Annotated in this window: 12 protein-coding genes and 1 pseudogene; 3 read left to right on the forward strand and 10 right to left on the reverse strand. The window is 41.6% G+C overall.

What is annotated here, in order from left to right:
- Positions 1–12 precede the first annotated feature (12 nt).
- The 9 genes and pseudogenes from sucC to sdhC all read right to left on the reverse strand — a co-directional run bounded on the left by sucC (position 13) and on the right by sdhC (position 11136).
- Positions 13–1179 (reverse strand): ADP-forming succinate--CoA ligase subunit beta, encoded by a 1167-nt coding sequence (gene sucC / locus B9T29_RS12570; protein ID WP_086176250.1) that lies wholly within the window; start codon positions 1177–1179, stop codon positions 13–15.
- Between the two features lie 175 nt (positions 1180–1354).
- Positions 1355–2788: a dihydrolipoyl dehydrogenase gene (gene lpdA / locus B9T29_RS12575; protein ID WP_086176251.1), complete on the reverse strand. Its 1434-nt coding sequence runs from the start codon at positions 2786–2788 to the stop codon at positions 1355–1357.
- Between the two features lie 61 nt (positions 2789–2849).
- Positions 2850–4067 (reverse strand): 2-oxoglutarate dehydrogenase complex dihydrolipoyllysine-residue succinyltransferase, encoded by a 1218-nt coding sequence (gene odhB, locus B9T29_RS12580; protein WP_086176252.1) that lies wholly within the window; start codon positions 4065–4067, stop codon positions 2850–2852.
- On the reverse strand, positions 4067–6907 hold the full coding sequence (locus tag B9T29_RS12585) for a 2-oxoglutarate dehydrogenase E1 component (protein WP_086176253.1): 2841 nt from the start codon (positions 6905–6907) through the stop codon (positions 4067–4069). Before B9T29_RS12585 ends, odhB begins: the two co-directional genes overlap by 1 nt.
- A 153-nt stretch (positions 6908–7060) precedes the next feature.
- A pseudogene (locus B9T29_RS16305) lies at positions 7061–7151 on the reverse strand (hypothetical protein); the annotation flags it as partial.
- A 585-nt stretch (positions 7152–7736) separates the two neighbouring features.
- Positions 7737–8447 carry a succinate dehydrogenase iron-sulfur subunit gene (locus B9T29_RS12590; RefSeq protein ID WP_086176254.1) on the reverse strand — a complete coding sequence of 237 codons (711 nt, stop codon included), beginning with the start codon at positions 8445–8447 and terminating at the stop codon, positions 7737–7739.
- Positions 8448–8461: 14 nt separating this feature from the next.
- Positions 8462–10360, reverse strand: a complete 1899-nt coding sequence (locus B9T29_RS12595; RefSeq protein ID WP_086176255.1) for an FAD-binding protein — start codon at positions 10358–10360, stop codon at positions 8462–8464.
- Positions 10361–10372: 12 nt separating this feature from the next.
- Positions 10373–10738, reverse strand: a complete 366-nt coding sequence (gene sdhD / locus B9T29_RS12600) for a succinate dehydrogenase, hydrophobic membrane anchor protein (RefSeq protein WP_086176256.1) — start codon at positions 10736–10738, stop codon at positions 10373–10375.
- A complete protein-coding gene (gene sdhC, locus B9T29_RS12605; protein ID WP_143223892.1) occupies positions 10738–11136 on the reverse strand; it encodes a succinate dehydrogenase, cytochrome b556 subunit in 399 nt (132 codons plus the stop codon). The genes sdhD and sdhC overlap by 1 nt, the downstream gene beginning before the upstream one ends.
- A 1016-nt stretch (positions 11137–12152) precedes the next feature.
- Between sdhC and gltA the strand changes: the two genes are divergently transcribed.
- Positions 12153–13430, forward strand: coding sequence for a citrate synthase (gltA, locus tag B9T29_RS12610; RefSeq protein ID WP_086176257.1), 1278 nt, complete (start codon positions 12153–12155; stop codon positions 13428–13430).
- Positions 13431–13539: 109 nt separating this feature from the next.
- On the opposite strand, the gene B9T29_RS12615 is transcribed toward gltA, so the two are convergent.
- Positions 13540–14013 carry a type IV secretion protein Rhs gene (locus tag B9T29_RS12615; protein WP_228146609.1) on the reverse strand — a complete coding sequence of 158 codons (474 nt, stop codon included), beginning with the start codon at positions 14011–14013 and terminating at the stop codon, positions 13540–13542.
- 263 nt (positions 14014–14276) lie between these two features.
- Between B9T29_RS12615 and B9T29_RS12620 the strand changes: the two genes are divergently transcribed.
- Positions 14277–15902, forward strand: coding sequence for an NAD+ synthase (locus tag B9T29_RS12620; RefSeq protein ID WP_086176259.1), 1626 nt, complete (start codon positions 14277–14279; stop codon positions 15900–15902).
- Positions 15895–16920, forward strand: coding sequence for a hypothetical protein (locus B9T29_RS12625; RefSeq protein ID WP_228146610.1), 1026 nt, complete (start codon positions 15895–15897; stop codon positions 16918–16920). Before B9T29_RS12620 ends, B9T29_RS12625 begins: the two co-directional genes overlap by 8 nt.
- Positions 16921–16983: the final 63 nt, after the last annotated feature.

The following is a 16983-nucleotide window of genomic DNA, read 5'->3' on the forward strand; positions in this document are numbered from 1 at the left end:
TTTGATACTCCCTTAAGCTTTTACAGCAGCAACAATTTTTTCTGCAGCATCAGCCAAACCTGATGCAGAAATTAACGTTAGTCCAGATTCATCCAATAGCTGGGCGCCCAGTTCTGCATTATTTCCTTCCAAACGCACAACAACCGGCACGGCTACGTGAACTTCCTGAACCGCTGCAATAATGGCTTCAGCAATCATGTCACAACGTACAATTCCACCAAAAATATTAATTAAAACCCCTTGTACCGAACTGTCTGCCAAAATAATTTTAAAGGCTTCAATCACACGTTCCTTGGTGGCACCACCACCCACATCCAAGAAGTTTGCAGGCTGACCACCATACAGTTTGATGATGTCCATGGTTGCCATGGCAAGACCGGCCCCATTGACCATACAACCGATATTGCCTTCTAGAGCTACATAATTCAGGTCATGTTCTGAAGCTTTCAATTCACGTTCATTTTCTTGAGACTTGTCGCGCATCGCTGCAATCTCTGGTAAACGGTACAATGCATTAGAGTCGATGCCTACTTTGGCATCCACACATAAGATGTCACCATTTTCACGGACTGAAAGTGGATTAATTTCAAATAGAGCAAAATCATTTTCAATAAATGCCTGATAAGCAGCCGTCATAATTTTGACAAATTGGTTGATTTGTCTATCTTTTAAATTAAGTGCAAAGGCCACTTCACGCGCTTGAAAAGGCATTAATCCCACCAAAGGATCCACTTCTACCTTAATAATTTTTTCTGGGGTTTCTTCTGCCACTTTTTCAATTTCGACACCACCTTCGGTGGATGCCATAAAAGTTACGCGGCGGCTAGAACGATCCACCACTGCACCTAGGTACAATTCACGTTCAACGGGATAGACATCTTCACACACAAGAACACTATTTACCGGCTGACCATTGGCATCGGTTTGGTAAGTCACAAGGCGTGTACCAATAATGCCATTTACATATTCAGCGGCTTCATCGCTTGATTTTACGACTTTAACCCCACCTGCTTTACCACGTCCCCCCGCATGAACTTGAGCCTTCATTACGGCAAACTTACCGCCGAGTTGCTCAAATGCTGCTACAGCTTCTGCTGCATTGGTTGCCAGTACACCCTCTTGAACCGGCATCCCATATTTTTTTAATAACGCTTTTGCTTGATACTCATGTAAATTCATTGAACAACCTTTTATTACTTATTTGACTTTGTTATTACGTTCACCAATATCTTTTCAATCAATATTGGTATTTTGAGAATTTAAAAATGATTCTTATCTTTATTTTTAGATGATTGTTCTAATAAAAACAACTATCAAATGTAAAAAGAGCGACCTAAGTCGCTCTTTTTTCGAATTACTTACGCTTACGTTGAATCGCGTGAATTGCGCGTCCATCGACTGCCAGTGCAGCTTCATGTACCACTTCAGAGAAAGTTGGGTGACCGAAAGTCATCAACTGTAGATCTTCAACTGAAGATACAAACTCAAGCGCAATCATCCCTTGGTGAACGATATCAGACGCAGCAGGTCCAATCACGTGCATACCGAGTAGACGATCTGTTTTCGCATCAGCAACAAACTTAACGAAACCAGCACCTTCACCCGCAGCTAAAGCACGACCATTCACAGCAAAACCGAATTGACCGGTTTTAACTTCGTGACCTTTTTCAGTCGCTTGCTGTTCTGTTAAACCTACCCACGCCGCTTCTGGGTGTGTATAGATTACAGAAATGATTGTATCGTAATTCACTTGTGCAGCATGACCGTGAATACGTTCAACTGCCATTACGCCTTCTTCCATTGCTTTATGAGCAAGCATTGGACCACGTACCAAGTCACCAATCGCGTATACACCTTCAACAGAAGTTGCACACCAATCGTTTACTTCAACCAAACCACGTTCAGTCAATTTAATGCCTGAATCATCAGCCAATAAACCTTCAGCATAGGCACGACGACCTACACAAACGATCAATTTATCGAAAGTTTCAGTTTTGTCTTCGCCAGCTTGGTTATATTTAACCGTTACTTCACGACCGTTGATTTCAGTACCTGCAACTTTTGCACCGATACGGATATCCATACCTTGCTTAGTCAACAGTTTTTGGAAGTCTTTTGCCAAGGCTTTATCAGCCATTGGCAAGAATGCATCCATTGCTTCAAATACAACAACTTCCGCACCCAGACGACGCCATACTGAACCAAGCTCAAGGCCGATTACACCAGCACCAATCACACCTAAACGCTTAGGTACTTCTGGGAATTCAAGTGCGCCAGTAGAATCAACGATTAAGTCTTGATCTACAGGAGCCACCGGAATATTTACAGGAACAGAACCCGTCGCAAGAATCACGTATTTAGGCTCTAAAACTTGAGTTTCACCTTCGTGAGAAACAAATTCTACTTTTTTACCTGCAAGCAGTTTACCCGTACCTTTTAACCACTCGATGCCATTACCTTTAAGTAACTGATCGATACCGCCAGTCAATTGATCTACAACTTTGTCTTTACGAGCCAGCATTTTAGAAAGATCAAATTTAACTTCACCGGTAGTAATACCATGGTCATCTAAATGCTGAACGGTATCTTCATAGCGATGTGAAGAATCAAGTAAAGCTTTAGATGGGATACAACCCACGTTTAAGCAAGTACCACCTAAAGATGGTTTGCCTTTATGAATACGCTTTTCGATACAAGCAACTTTGAAACCAAGTTGAGCAGCACGAATCGCCGCTTCATAACCACCTGGTCCACCGCCAATTACAACTAAGTCAAATTGTTGAGACATGTTTATCTCCAAAAAATGGGCTTAGAGGATCGCCCTAAGCCCATGGATTTATTCTTTAGAATTAAAGATCAAGGATAAGACGAGCAGGTTCTTCTAACAATTCTTTGATCGCTACAAGGAAACCTACCGCTTCTTTACCATCGATTAAACGATGGTCATAAGAAAGCGCTAAATACATCATTGGCAAGATTTCTACTTGACCATTTACAGCCATCGGACGTTCCTGGATTTTGTGCATACCCAAGATTGCAGTTTGTGGTGTATTCAAAATTGGAGTAGAAAGCAATGAACCGAATGTACCACCATTAGTAATGGTGAATGTACCGCCAGTCATGTCTTCAATGCCCAATTTGCCATCACGCGCTTTCGCAGCGTAAGCACGGATACCATTTTCAACTTCAGCATAGTTCATGCGGTCTGTATCACGAAGAACAGGAACCACAAGACCACGTTCAGAAGAAACTGCTACACCGATGTCATAGAAACCGTGGTAAACGATATCGTCACCATCAATAGAAGCGTTTACCGCTGGGTAGCGTTTAAGTGCTTCAGTTGCCGCTTTAACGAAGAATGACATAAAGCCAAGACGTGCACCATGACGTTTCTCGAATGCATCTTTATATTGCGCACGCATTTCCATGACTGGCTTCATGTTTACTTCGTTAAACGTAGTCAACATTGCAGTTGATTGAGTCGCAGCAAGTAGACGTTCAGCAACACGTTTACGTAAACGAGTCATTGGAACACGTTTTTCAATACGTTCGCCAACAGCAACGCTTAATGGCGCAGCAGCAGGAGCAGCTGGTTTAGCTTGATGGCTTGCAACATCTTCTTTAGTGATGCGACCACCACGGCCTGTACCAGCAACATCGCTTGCAGCAATACCAGTTTCAGCCAACGCCTTACGAACTGCAGGCGCTTGATCTTGAACAGGTTGGCTACGTTCAACTACAGGTGCAGCACCCGCTTCAGTTTGAGCAGCGGCTTGTTCTACCTGACCTTCAGATTGAACTGCTTGAGTTTGAGCAGCGCCAGAAACAGCACCCTCTTCAAACTGTGCAATCACTTCATTCGAAAGTACAGTCTCGCCTTCATTTTTGATAATTGATGCAATTGTACCGTCAGCAGGAGCAACAACCTCTAAAACAACTTTATCAGTTTCGATATCGCAGATCACTTCATCGCGTGATACAGCTTCACCTGGTTGTTTGTGCCAAGTTGCGATCGTACCGTCTGCAACTGACTCTGGGAATACCGGTGCTTTAATTTCGGTTGCCATTATTTAGAATCTCCTGATTGTTCAGCTGCAATCGCTAATGCGTCATTTACCAGCTGAGCTTGTTGTTTTGCATGCAAATATGGTGAACCACAAGCTGGCGCAGCAGATGCTGGACGGCCTGCGAAGCTAATACGTACTTGTTTACCTGTTTTCATTACATCGTCATATAAACGCGGCGCAATGAACAACCAAGCACCTTGGTTTTTCGGTTCTTCTTGAGTCCAAACTACTTCTTTAACATTTGGATAAGAAGCAAGTACTTCAGCAATACGTTGTTCTGGATATGGATACAATTGTTCAATACGAACGATTGCAGTGTTGTTTAATTCTTGCTCGCGACGTTTTTCAAGCAAATCGTAATAAACCTTACCACCACAAAGTACCAGACGAGTCACGTCTGCTTTATTGATTTGATCGATTTCATCAATCACAGTCTGGAAAGTACCAGTTGCAAGTTCTTCTAATGTAGAAGTTGCAAGTTTGTGACGAAGCAATGACTTCGGTGAAGTCACGATCATTGGTTTACGGATTGGACGGATTGCCTGACGACGCATCGCATGGAAAATCTGAGCCGGTGTAGTTGGCGTAATCACTTGCATGTTGTCTTCAGCACATAGCTGCAAGAAACGTTCTAAACGTGCAGATGAATGCTCTGGACCCTGACCTTCAAAACCGTGTGGAAGAAGCAGTGTTAAACCACATACACGTTCCCATTTGGTTTCACCAGATGAGATGAACTGGTCAATCACCACTTGCGCACAGTTTGCGAAGTCACCGAACTGAGCTTCCCAAATCACCAAGCTTTTCGGTAATGTGGTTGCATAACCGTATTCAAACGCAAGAACCGCCATTTCTGACAACAATGAGTCATAAATTGCAGTACGTGGCTGGTTTTCTTTCAGGTTACATAATGGAATGTAAGTTGAACCGTCTACCTGGTTATGCAATTTTGCATGACGGTGCGAGAATGTACCACGACCCACGTCTTCACCCGTTAAACGCACAAGGAAGCCTTCATCAAGAATGGTGGCATAGGCTAAAGTTTCAGCAGCACCCCAGTTCAGTGGCATTTCACCAGTTTGCATTTTCAAGCGATCATCAATCACTTTAGCCACTTGGCGTTGCATTACGAAGCCTTCTGGAAGCTCGCGCATTTTAGTGCCAAGTTCTTTTAAACGCTCGATAGGGAAAGTCGTATCCCAAATGTCAGTGTAGTCATGGCCCAAGTATGGAGTCCAGTCTACAAACATTTTGGTGTTTGGTTCCAATACAAGTGCATTGGCAACGTGTTTACCCGCTTCAAGGTCTGAACGGTACTGTTCAACCATTGCATCTGCAGCAGCACGATCAAGAATACCCTGTTGTACCAGTTGATCAGCGTACAAGGTACGAGTCGTGGTTTTCTTGTTGATGATTTGGTACATCATTGGCTGAGTTGCAGCTGGCTCATCAGCTTCGTTGTGACCGCGACGACGGTAACAGAACATGTCAATCACTACGTCTTTACGGAAAGTATGACGGAAGTCATGTGCCAATTGAGAAACAAACAGTACTGCTTCAGGATCATCACCATTCACATGGAAGATTGGCGCCTGGATCATTTTCGCGATGTCAGTACAGTATTCTGTTGAACGTGCATCACGAGGATCAGATGTTGTGAAACCAACTTGGTTGTTGACAACAATATGAACCGTACCACCCACTGTGTAACCACGAGTTTGTGACATTTGGAAGGTTTCTTGGTTTACACCTTGACCCGCAAATGCAGCATCACCGTGAACGATGACTGGTAATACATCATCACCACCAATGTCACGACGACGTACTTGACGCGCACGTACTGAACCTTCTACTACAGGTCCAACAATTTCCAAGTGTGATGGGTTAAATGCCAATGCCAAGTGAACTTCGCCACCCGGAGTCATTACGTTAGATGAGAAACCTTGGTGATATTTAACGTCGCCAGAACCTTTTTTGGTCAGTGATTTACCTTCAAACTCACCAAACAAGTCAGCCGGGTTTTTACCCATGATGTTGACAAGAAGGTTTAAACGGCCGCGGTGAGGCATACCGATCACAACTTCTTTACAACCTACAGAACCTGCACGTTGAATCAGTTCGTTTACCATCGGGATGAAAGATTCACCACCTTCAACACCAAAGCGTTTTGCACCTACGTATTTATTACCGAGGAATTTTTCTAGGCCTTCAGCTGCAGTTAAACGCTCTAATACGTGTTTCTTTTGCTCAGCAGAGAAACCAAATTGACCTTTAGCGCCTTCTAGACGTTGTTGAATCCAGCGTTTTTCTTTGGTGTCAACAATGTGCATGTATTCAGCACCAATAGAAGCACAATATGTTGCTTCCATGGCATTGACCATTTCAGCCAAAGTCGCTTCAGTCTTACCGATTGCAAGATTACCCGTGTTAAATACTGTGTCCAGGTCAGATTGAGTCAAACCATGCGCAGCAAGATCTAGATCAGGCACGATTTCACGCTTAGCCAAACCAAGTGGATCTAATTTTGCTTTTTGGTGACCACGGTTACGATAAGCAGCAATCAGTTGTAAAACGCCAATTTGACGACGTTCATGCTCAGAACTTACAGCACTTTGCACTACAGGTTGCACGCGACTTGAATTGCGACCTAATAAAAGGAATTGCTCACGTACATTGCTGTGGGGTTGATCACCTTTAGGGAATTTACCGAAGTATTCCTGCCAGTCAGCTCCAACTGAGTCTGGTGACGTTAAATACTGCTCATAAAGTTCTTCAATATACGCTGCACTGTCAGCGCTTAGTTCAGTGTCAAGACGCAGTGCGTCAGCAACTTCTTGCATTTGTGGACCCATTTCCTATTGCAAAAACATTTTCAGGATGCTTTTTAAGCGAACCCATGATTAATAATGCCAAATTGGTAATATGACATTAGTCCCCATCAGGCATAAGCCATGAGGCGTTATCACTACATTAGGAATAACCCAATGTGAATAATGAATCATAACGCCCTCATTGGCATCATCACTCATTTAAATACTCGACCAAGACCGAGCAATTTTTTGCAAATCGACTTAGAAAAAATAACTACGCGACTTAATTTTTCTAAAGCGATTTATATTTATTTATAAACCTTATACATAATTTCAAATGTTGAAAAAATGTACGTAAATACAGGGCTTTTTTTAAATATAGCTTTGCGTCAAATCGTAACATGTTCTCCAGTTACAATTGATTTTTTTGACACATACCCTCCATAACTTGGCGAAATACATAGATATCATTTTCCTCTAACATATGGTGCTTTATCTAAAATTTAGATTCAATGTAGACCATAGTCCTAGCCTCACCACCACATATAACAAAAGAGAGCACAATTTTTACACTGGGCCCTCTTTATATACGTTATATGATAACATCTTAATCTCAACTTTGCAGATTCAAACTTGCAATTAGCGCTTAAATTGTCGAATAAAACAATCTCACAACAAACAGATCATTTTTAAGCACATTTTCGTTTTTATTTTAATCAGCCATATCTCTTTAAAAAATCATTATCAGCCTCTCCGCAAGTTATTTATATTGATATTTCATATCTCATTCATACCACGCAACTATGATCAGCATAAAAAAGCACACCCCAAGGTGTGCTTTTTTTTAACTAGGTACAGATTAACCTGCTTGGTCTAACAACATGCTACGGATGTGACCGATTGCTTTAGTTGGGTTAAGACCTTTAGGACAAACCGATACACAGTTCATGATGCCTTTACAACGGAACAAGCTGAATGGGTCGTCAAGACGAGCCAAACGATCTTGAGTTGCAGTATCGCGAGAGTCAATGATAAAGCGGTATGCATTCAACAATGCTGAAGGGCCCAAGAACTTGTCCGGGTTCCACCAGAATGATGGGCATGAAGTTGAACAACATGCACAAAGAATACATTCATACAAACCATCTAAGTGTTCACGTTCTTCAGGAGACTGTAAACGCTCTTTCGCTGGTGCAGGCTGGTTATTAATCAAGAATGGATGAATCTTGTCGTACTGATCGTAGAACTGATTCATATCCACAACTAAATCTTTTACCACGGGTAAACCAGGTAAAGGACGAACCGTAATCACTTCCGGTAAATCGTTCAGGTTCCAAAGACACGCCAAACCATTTTTACCATTGATGTTCACACCATCAGAACCACAAATACCTTCGCGGCATGAACGACGGAATGTCAAAGATTCGTCTTGTACTTTCAACGCAAGAAGAGCATCAAGCAACATACGGTGCTTGTCAGTCAACTCAAGTTTAAAAGTTTGCATGTACGGTGCTTTATCCTTATCAGGATCGTAGCGGTAGATATTAAATGTACGAGTACCTCTACTCATCTTACTTCTCCTAATTAGAACGTACGTGGTTTAGGTGGAATAGCATCAACCGACAATGGACGGTAACGCACTGGCTTGTACTCAAGATGGTTATCTGTTGAGAACCATAATGTGTGCTTCATCCACTCATCATCACGACGACCATATGGGTAGTCAGCATGATCAGGTGACAATTCAAAGTCTACCACTGTATGCGCACCACGACACTCTTTACGAGCAGCGGCTGAAATCAAGGTCGCTTTAGCAACTTCATACAAGTTTTCAACTTCTAGAGCTTCAATACGCGCAGTGTTGAATACTTTAGATTTGTCTTTCAAATGAATGTTACGAACACGTGGCTCGATCGCAAGAATCTGCTTAACACCTTCATCAAGAAGCGCAGATGTACGGAATACACCCGCATGGTCTTGAACGATATCCCGGATTGCATCAGCAACTTCTTGAGCGTTTTCACCTGTAGCTGATTCGTCTAGTTTACGAATACGTGCAACAGTTTGCTCAAGTACAGTCGTTGGAAGCGGTGCATATTCATCACCGTGGTGTTTAGTCACGTAGTCGATGATGTGTTCACCAGCAGCTTTACCAAATACAACCAAGTCAAGCAGTGAGTTAGTACCTAAACGGTTTGCACCGTGTACAGATACACATGAACATTCACCAATTGCATAGAAACCTTTTACAGGTTTAGTGAAGTTACGATCTTCAGCATTGGTAGAATAAACATCAGTTTCTTTGTTGTAATGTGCTTCAAGCGGCGTAGTTTCGCGGCTTTCAGGCACAACAACCTGACCATGAATATTCGTAGGAATACCACCCATTTGGTAATGGATTGTTGGTACTACCGGAATTGGCTCTTTAGTGATGTCAACGTTCGCGAATTTCTTACCAATCTCGAATACAGATGGAAGACGTTTCATGATCGTGTCAGCACCCAAGTGAGTCATATCAAGAAGGATATAATCACCTTTAGGACCACAACCGCGACCTTCTTTGATTTCCTGGTCCATAGAACGTGATACGAAGTCACGTGGCGCCAAGTCTTTCAAAGTTGGAGCATAACGTTCCATGAACGGTTCGCCGTCTTTGTTACGAAGGATTGCACCTTCACCACGACAACCTTCAGTCAACAATACGCCTGCGCCCGCAACACCTGTAGGGTGGAACTGCCAGAATTCCATATCTTGTAATGGAATACCTGCACGAGCTGCCATACCAAGACCGTCACCAGTGTTGATATATGCGTTGGTAGATGCACGGTACACACGACCAGCACCACCAGTAGCGAATAATGTTGCTTTCGCTTGGAATACTGCGATTTTACCGGTTTCCTGGTCAATTGCAGTTACACCAAGTACATCGCCTGCTTCATTACGGATCAAATCAAGCGCGATCCATTCAACGAAGAATTGAGTACCCATTTTCACGTTGCTTTGATAAAGCGTGTGAAGAAGCGCGTGACCGGTACGGTCGGCAGCAGCACATGCGCGAGGAACAGCTTTTTCACCGTAGTTCGCAGAGTGACCACCGAATGGACGTTGGTAAATTGTACCGTCCGCATTACGGTCAAATGGCATACCCAGGTGTTCAAGTTCATAAACAACTTGAGGCGCTTCACGCGTCATGAATTCGATCGCGTCTTGGTCACCTAACCAGTCAGAACCTTTCACTGTGTCATAGAAGTGATAGTGCCAGTTATCTTCTTGCATATTACCAAGAGATGCACCAATACCACCCTGTGCCGCAACAGTGTGTGAACGTGTTGGGAATACTTTAGTCAGTACTGCAACTTTCAAACCCGCTTGAGCAAGTTGGTAAGAAGCGCGCATGCCTGAACCACCACCACCCACGATGACTGCATCGAAAGTTTGATGTGGAATATTTGTGTAATCTTCTTTAGGGGTTATAGCGCCCATGATTGTTTCCTATCAATTCGCCCAAAAAATCTGGATCGCCCAGATTGCATATGCAAATACAGCAATGATCACTGCTGAAGTCAGCACCAAACGCAAGCCTGAAGCTGAAGGACCCATTTGACGAGTAGTCACATAGTCAGTGAATACCTGCCACATGCCAATCCAAGCGTGTGTGACAAGAGATAAGACTGCCAATAAAGATAAAATCTTCATTGGTAATGTCATCATGAAGCCGTACCATTGTTCGTAATTGAATCCACCATGAAAAAGGATCCAACCCAATACCACAACAGTATAAACAGCTAATACAACAGCACTTACACGTTGGATATACCAATCGCGAGAACCTGAACCCGTTAAACCTGTAGCACTTTTCATTAGAGAACAATCCATACAAATGATGCGACAATTGAAATCGCAGCCAAGATCAATGAAATAGTAGCTGCTACACGACCACTTTGCAGTTCTTCAGCAAAACCAAGGTCAGCAAGTAAATGCTTAACACCCATAATGAAATGGAAAAGTAAGCCGGCTACAAATACCCATACGATAAAACGCACAATGAAGCCGCCAAAGATTGCCTGAACTTCAGCAAAACCTTCAGCAGAAGACAATGATTTGTCTAAAAGCCACAAAAGTACCGGTACAAGTAAAAATACGATGACACCAGAAAGACGGTGTAGAATTGATGCAATAGCCACAGGGGATTTTAAGTTTACTTCTAAAACTTGACCCATGGACAAATTGACAGGTCTGTTGCTTTTCACAGCGGGCATCCTGTAAGTAAAAACTCCATCCGGAGTTTGTTGGAATTAATTCGAAGGAAAGCTAGCATTTTTAGGCCATTACTATATCTAGCAATACCTAAATTTAAAACGACACTGAATTATAAAACGTGAACTATCAAAACACAAACAGTCACATTTAGCTTTTCCATAAAAAACACTTAAATAAGAATCATTAACATTAATTGTTCAATATATGCAGACAAAATAAATCTAACAAAATTAACCTATATAGTTGGTTTTTATTAATTAAAGTTCAAATCTACTGATCGTTTTTTACTTTAATAATTTAAATAATTTATTTAGACTAAAGATGAACAAGTAATTGTTATATTTTATAACACCCTTAGCTACATTTACATTCTCTATAATAGATTTTATTTTTAATATAAATATACAACATTTACTAAAATTATACTTATTAAACATCATGAAACGAAATAACCACTTAGTCTATGTATAACTTCCCTGCATAGTAAAATCACGCTTAATTCTTCAGCAAAATTATAGGATATTTTCCATCTTTTGAACAAATAAACAGCATTTCAGCACATATTCAGCAGCTATTTTTTAACCAAACAAACTTTATTTTACGCTTCACTTATCGCTTTTAATTATGACCAAGAAAACAACAACAAAAACACCAGAAAGAGGTAAGTTACGAAAATCCTAATCATTTAGAATATAAAAACCAACAAACAACTGAGATTTATCAGAGTTTTTAAGAATTAAAAATTGCTTACAATTCAAACAACATGCATATTTTTTTCTGCAACTTATTTTCATTTGACATATTATACTGCGTCGATACTGATATTTTCCTTTTCGCTACTGGATTATTTTTGACCAAATCCCTGCGAGAGCGTCTCTTTTTATCCATAAGTATAATTGACAAAATTTCAGTACTCACTAATCTTATAGCAAATTTTTGACCCGTCTGATTCGCGCATTAAAAGATTAGTACTACGAGTCAGATAAAACATTCACCAGGACAGGAGATCTATTGAATGTCTGAAGCAACTGGCAAAAAAGCCGTTTTACAGCTTGATGGCAAAGAAATTGAATTACCAATTTACAGCGGCACATTGGGCCCAGATGTAATCGACGTTAAAGATGTGTTGGCCGCAGGTCACTTTACTTTTGATCCTGGTTTTATGGCAACAGCTGCATGTGAATCTAAAATCACATTCATCGATGGTAACAAAGGTGTTCTTCTACACCGCGGTTACCCAATCGACCAGCTTGCAACTAAAGCAGATTATTTAGAAACTTGCTACTTATTGTTAAACGGCGAACTTCCAACAGCTGAACAAAAAGTAGAATTTGATGCTAAAGTTCGTAACCATACGATGGTTCACGACCAAGTTAGCCGTTTCTTCAATGGTTTCCGTCGTGACGCTCACCCGATGGCAATTATGGTTGGTGTAGTTGGTGCGCTTTCTGCGTTCTATCACAACAACTTGGACATCGAAGATGTTAACCACCGTGAAATTACTGCAATCCGCTTGATTGCTAAAGTTCCTACGCTAGCAGCTTGGAGCTACAAATATACAGTTGGTCAACCATTCGTTTACCCACGTAATGACTTGAGCTACGCTGAAAACTTCTTGTACATGATGTTTGCTACTCCTGCAGACAAAGACTACAAAGTTAACCCAATTCTTGCTAAAGCAATGGACCGTATCTTTACGCTTCATGCTGACCACGAACAAAACGCGTCTACTTCTACAGTACGTTTAGCGGGTTCTACTGGTGCTAACCCTTACGCATGTATCGCTGCGGGTATCTCTGCACTTTGGGGTCCTGCTCACGGTGGCGCGAACGAAGCCGTTCTTAAGATGCTTGATGAAATCGGCACTGTAGAAAATGTTGCTGGCTTCATGGAAAAAGTGAAAACTAAAGAAGTTAAACTTATGGGCTTCGGTCACCGAGTTTATAAAAACTTCGATCCACGTGCGAAAGTAATGAAAGAAACTTGTGATGAAGTTCTTGCTGCTCTTGGCATCAACGATCCACAACTTGCTTTGGCTATGGAACTTGAACGTATCGCACTTTCTGACGAATACTTCATCAAACGTAACTTATACCCTAACGTAGACTTCTACTCAGGTATCATCCTTAAAGCGATTGGTATCCCGACTGAAATGTTTACTGTAATCTTCGCTCTTGCACGTACTGTGGGTTGGATCAGCCACTGGTTAGAAATGCACAGCGGCCCTTACAAAATCGGTCGTCCACGTCAGCTTTACACTGGTGAAGTTCAACGTGACATCCAAGGTCGTTAATTCTTCAAGAATTGATGATTTAAAAAACCACCCTTTCGGGTGGTTTTTTAATATCTAAAATAAAAAAATTTAAAGTATTTGATACGTTTTTTCGATGAACAAGATGAAATCAGGCTTTTTGTATCAAAAATGGAATACAAGCTTCATATGCACTGCACTCTTCGCCACGCATTTTTTTAATAAAATAGTCCTGCACCATTTGTGCCTGCTGCTCTACTCCATATTGCAAAAACTGTTTACCCTGCTCCAGTACATAATGATATTTACGGTCAAATAGCGCTTTACGCACCACCGCCACACCTTGCTGAATTTGCCAAACATGGGTTAACTCATGAATAAACCAGGATTGTTTCCCCAGCGGCATTTTGGAAAAATCTTCACACCAGTTCTTGGGATTGAAATAAATATGCCCGTTCGGGCTGATTGCATAATTCTTCAAAACCGCCCGATGTGCCACGATGCAAATAGCATCCAGCTGCAAATGAGGCCCAAAAACCGACTCCGCAAGCCTTCTCTCACCTGCGCTCAGCTTTCGGCTTTTAATTTCAAACAAGCGATTAAATCTTTGCCAAATAGCTTTCATAAAAATGTCATTGTGCCTCATCACCACTACAAATGAACCGCTTGTTCATTTTCTCATGATCGCTGTAGCTTTTTGTCTAAATTCGGATTTTTTTTTGTTTTTTTCTCTACAAATGACTCAATTCGTATATAGTATCGGATTGCTAATTATTGATTAATTCTTCTTTTTGTTTTGTTTATTATCGCATACACAGCGTTGAATCAATAACCATAAACAATCATCAGTCTGTGTATACATCCCTATAGGTATAGGATTAAGTTGGAATGAAAAGTTTTAAAATTGCCCTTGCACAATTCTCTCCGCATATTGGCAATATCGAAGCAAATGCTCAAAAAATGCTTGAACAGGTGAATGAAGCCAAAAAACAAAAAGCTGATTTAATTATCTTCCCAGAGCTTTCAACATTAGGCTACCCTGCAGAAGACTTGTTACTTCGCCCTAGCTTGGTGAAACGTACGCAGAAAGCATTTGAACAATTAAGCCAAGTCAAAGATATTGTGATGGTGTTTGGTTTCGTTAATCAAACTGAAGATGGTCAGCGTTATAACGCAGCTGCCGTAATGAAAGATGGTCAAGTTCTTGGAATCTATAACAAGCAAAACTTGCCAAACTACAGTGTATTTGATGAAAAACGCTATTTTAATGAAGGACATCAGCATCTGGTATTTGAATACCTGGGTCATAAGTTTGGTGTGCTGATTTGTGAAGATATCTGGTCACTCAACACCGTACACCAATTGTCTCAGCTCAATGTTGAAACTGCTTTAGTGTTAAATGCTTCACCTTATGAAGTCGGCAAACCTCAGCACCGTCTGAGCACCATGAGTGAGCTGGCTAAACAATTGAACATTAATCTGGTTTATGCCAACCAGGTTGGCGGTCAAGATGATCTGATCTTTGACGGCACCAGTTTCGTGATCAATAAAGATGGCGGCATTGCCTTACAGGCGCCAAGTTTTAAAGAAGATCTTTATTACGCAGAATACGAAACTGAACAAAAAGCCTTTAAGGTCGGACAAGTTACCCCTGTGCTGGATACCATGGCCGAAATCTATCAAGGTCTGGTTTTGGCAACCCGTGATTATGTTCAGCGCTCAGGTTTTCCTGGCGTTATTCTCGGCTTATCCGGCGGGATCGACTCTGCATTAACCTTGGCGATCGCCGTAGATGCCATTGGTGCAGATAAAGTCCAGGCGGTGATGATGCCTTATACCTATACTGCGCAAATCAGTGTGGAAGATGCAGCTGCACAGGCTAAAACTATGGGTGTGACTTTTGGTATTGCCGAAATCAACCCGATTGTGAACAGCTTCATGCAAACCCTGTATCCATTCTTTGGCAACAGCCCAGCTGATGCAACTGAAGAAAACCTGCAAGCGCGCGCTCGAGGCACTTTGTTGATGGGCTTGTCGAACAAGTTTGGCAATATGGTACTGTCTACCGGCAACAAATCTGAACTTTCTGTAGGATACTGCACCTTGTACGGCGATATGGTCGGTGGTTATGCAGTTCTTAAAGATGTATATAAAACCATTGTGTTTGAACTGGCCAAATACCGTAACAGCATTGCCGATGCGCCAGTCATTCCTGAACGTGTGATTACCCGTCCACCTTCTGCAGAACTTCGTCCTGACCAGAAAGACCAGGATTCATTACCGGCGTATGAAGTGCTTGATGCCATTCTGTATGCTTATATTGAAGAAGATATTAGCCAGGATGACATTATTGCCAAAGGTTTTGATGCAGAGGTGGTGAAGAAAGTGATTCGTTTGGTAGACCGTAACGAATATAAACGCCGTCAAGCTGCGATTGGCCCACGTATTAGTCCACGTACATTTGGCCGCGAACGCCGCTATCCAATCATGAATGGATGGGTGCCAGGTGTCTAAGCAGGACCTAGCCCAACAGTTTGCTCAAGCACTTCTGCTTGAGCAAACCCGTTTTATAAAAAAACAATTATTAGCAGAACAAAATAATTCCTATATCGAAAAATTTGTTCATTATCTATATACCCATTCCGAACAGGTTTTGTTAAAACAGGTCATCACATTTCAGTCTTTACAAGAAGTTGTGCAAAAATATGCATTTGAGCTGAATTTAGGCCCTGAAATTCTGGAATTTATTGGCGTGGTTGCACGAAGAGTTCATCAATTCGCAGTCAATAGCCAGACTCAAATTAACGAGCTGTTGTCGGATAACTCCTTTGAATTATGGCTGTACAAGGTACTTGAACTAGATCAATTGCGTCATTACATCCATGACAACCTGCAGCATAATCCTGAAGTCAAGCAGGTGAGCTTACAGCTGGCCAATCAGATTCTTGAAAGCAATACCCCGTGGCTAGATCATCTACGTAGATTAAATACCCATCAATCCGGTTTGGGTTCCAAAATATTAAGTTTTATTCAAGACCAGCAACAGCATATTGAACTCAAACTTGAGCAACAACTGGCTCACGCCTTGGTTAAACAGCTTGCCAATCTGTTTTTACTGCCCAATGAAGAACTGGCTGATATCAGCCTGCATTTATGGGAAGATATTAAGCAAAGAACCCTACAAGAAGCTTTTTCTCAATTTCAGGCCATCGACTTTGAAGAGTTCTTCATCTTGGTCTATGAAACATGGCGACAGCTCAGACAAGGTGAATACCTACAGCAAGTAGTTCTGGATGTGGTTGCAGGTTTTTATGATTACTTTTCCGACTACAATCTACAGGAACTGTTGCAATCTGTAGGACTGAATGAAGAAGATTTATATCAAGAAGCACGACGCTTTTTACCCTACACTCTTCAGGCTTTGGAACAACAAGGTTTATTGGACGGTATTATTCAGGAATTGATTTCACCCTTTTATTCAAGTGAAAGCACCCATCAATTTATTGAGCAGTTCATTCAGGAAAATTTGTAAGTTTCTTTTATATGTGCCATTTAGTTATGACACCCACTTTTTTAACCCACAAAAAAAGAGACC

The organism is Acinetobacter sp. ANC 3903, from assembly GCF_002135315.1.
In the GTDB taxonomy this organism is placed as follows: Bacteria; Pseudomonadota; Gammaproteobacteria; order Pseudomonadales; family Moraxellaceae; genus Acinetobacter.

Bases quoted from the DNA above. Each gene is read 5' to 3' on its own strand.
- sdhC (WP_143223892.1), bottom strand. From the start codon at position 11,136: ATGCCCGCTGTGAAAAGCAACAGACCTGTCAATTTGTCCATGGGTCAA.
- B9T29_RS12595 (WP_086176255.1), bottom strand. From the start codon at position 10,360: ATGGGCGCTATAACCCCTAAAGAAGATTACACAAATATTCCACATCAA.
- B9T29_RS12585 (WP_086176253.1), bottom strand. From the start codon at position 6,907: ATGCAAGAAGTTGCTGACGCACTGCGTCTTGACACTGAACTAAGCGCT.
- lpdA (WP_086176251.1), bottom strand. From the start codon at position 2,788: ATGTCTCAACAATTTGACTTAGTTGTAATTGGCGGTGGACCAGGTGGT.
- odhB (WP_086176252.1), bottom strand. From the start codon at position 4,067: ATGGCAACCGAAATTAAAGCACCGGTATTCCCAGAGTCAGTTGCAGAC.
- gltA (WP_086176257.1), top strand. From the start codon at position 12,153: ATGTCTGAAGCAACTGGCAAAAAAGCCGTTTTACAGCTTGATGGCAAA.
- sdhD (WP_086176256.1), bottom strand. From the start codon at position 10,738: ATGAAAAGTGCTACAGGTTTAACGGGTTCAGGTTCTCGCGATTGGTAT.
- sucC (WP_086176250.1), bottom strand. From the start codon at position 1,179: ATGAATTTACATGAGTATCAAGCAAAAGCGTTATTAAAAAAATATGGG.
- B9T29_RS12615 (WP_228146609.1), bottom strand. From the start codon at position 14,013: ATGAAAGCTATTTGGCAAAGATTTAATCGCTTGTTTGAAATTAAAAGC.
- B9T29_RS12620 (WP_086176259.1), top strand. From the start codon at position 14,277: ATGAAAAGTTTTAAAATTGCCCTTGCACAATTCTCTCCGCATATTGGC.
- B9T29_RS12590 (WP_086176254.1), bottom strand. From the start codon at position 8,447: ATGAGTAGAGGTACTCGTACATTTAATATCTACCGCTACGATCCTGAT.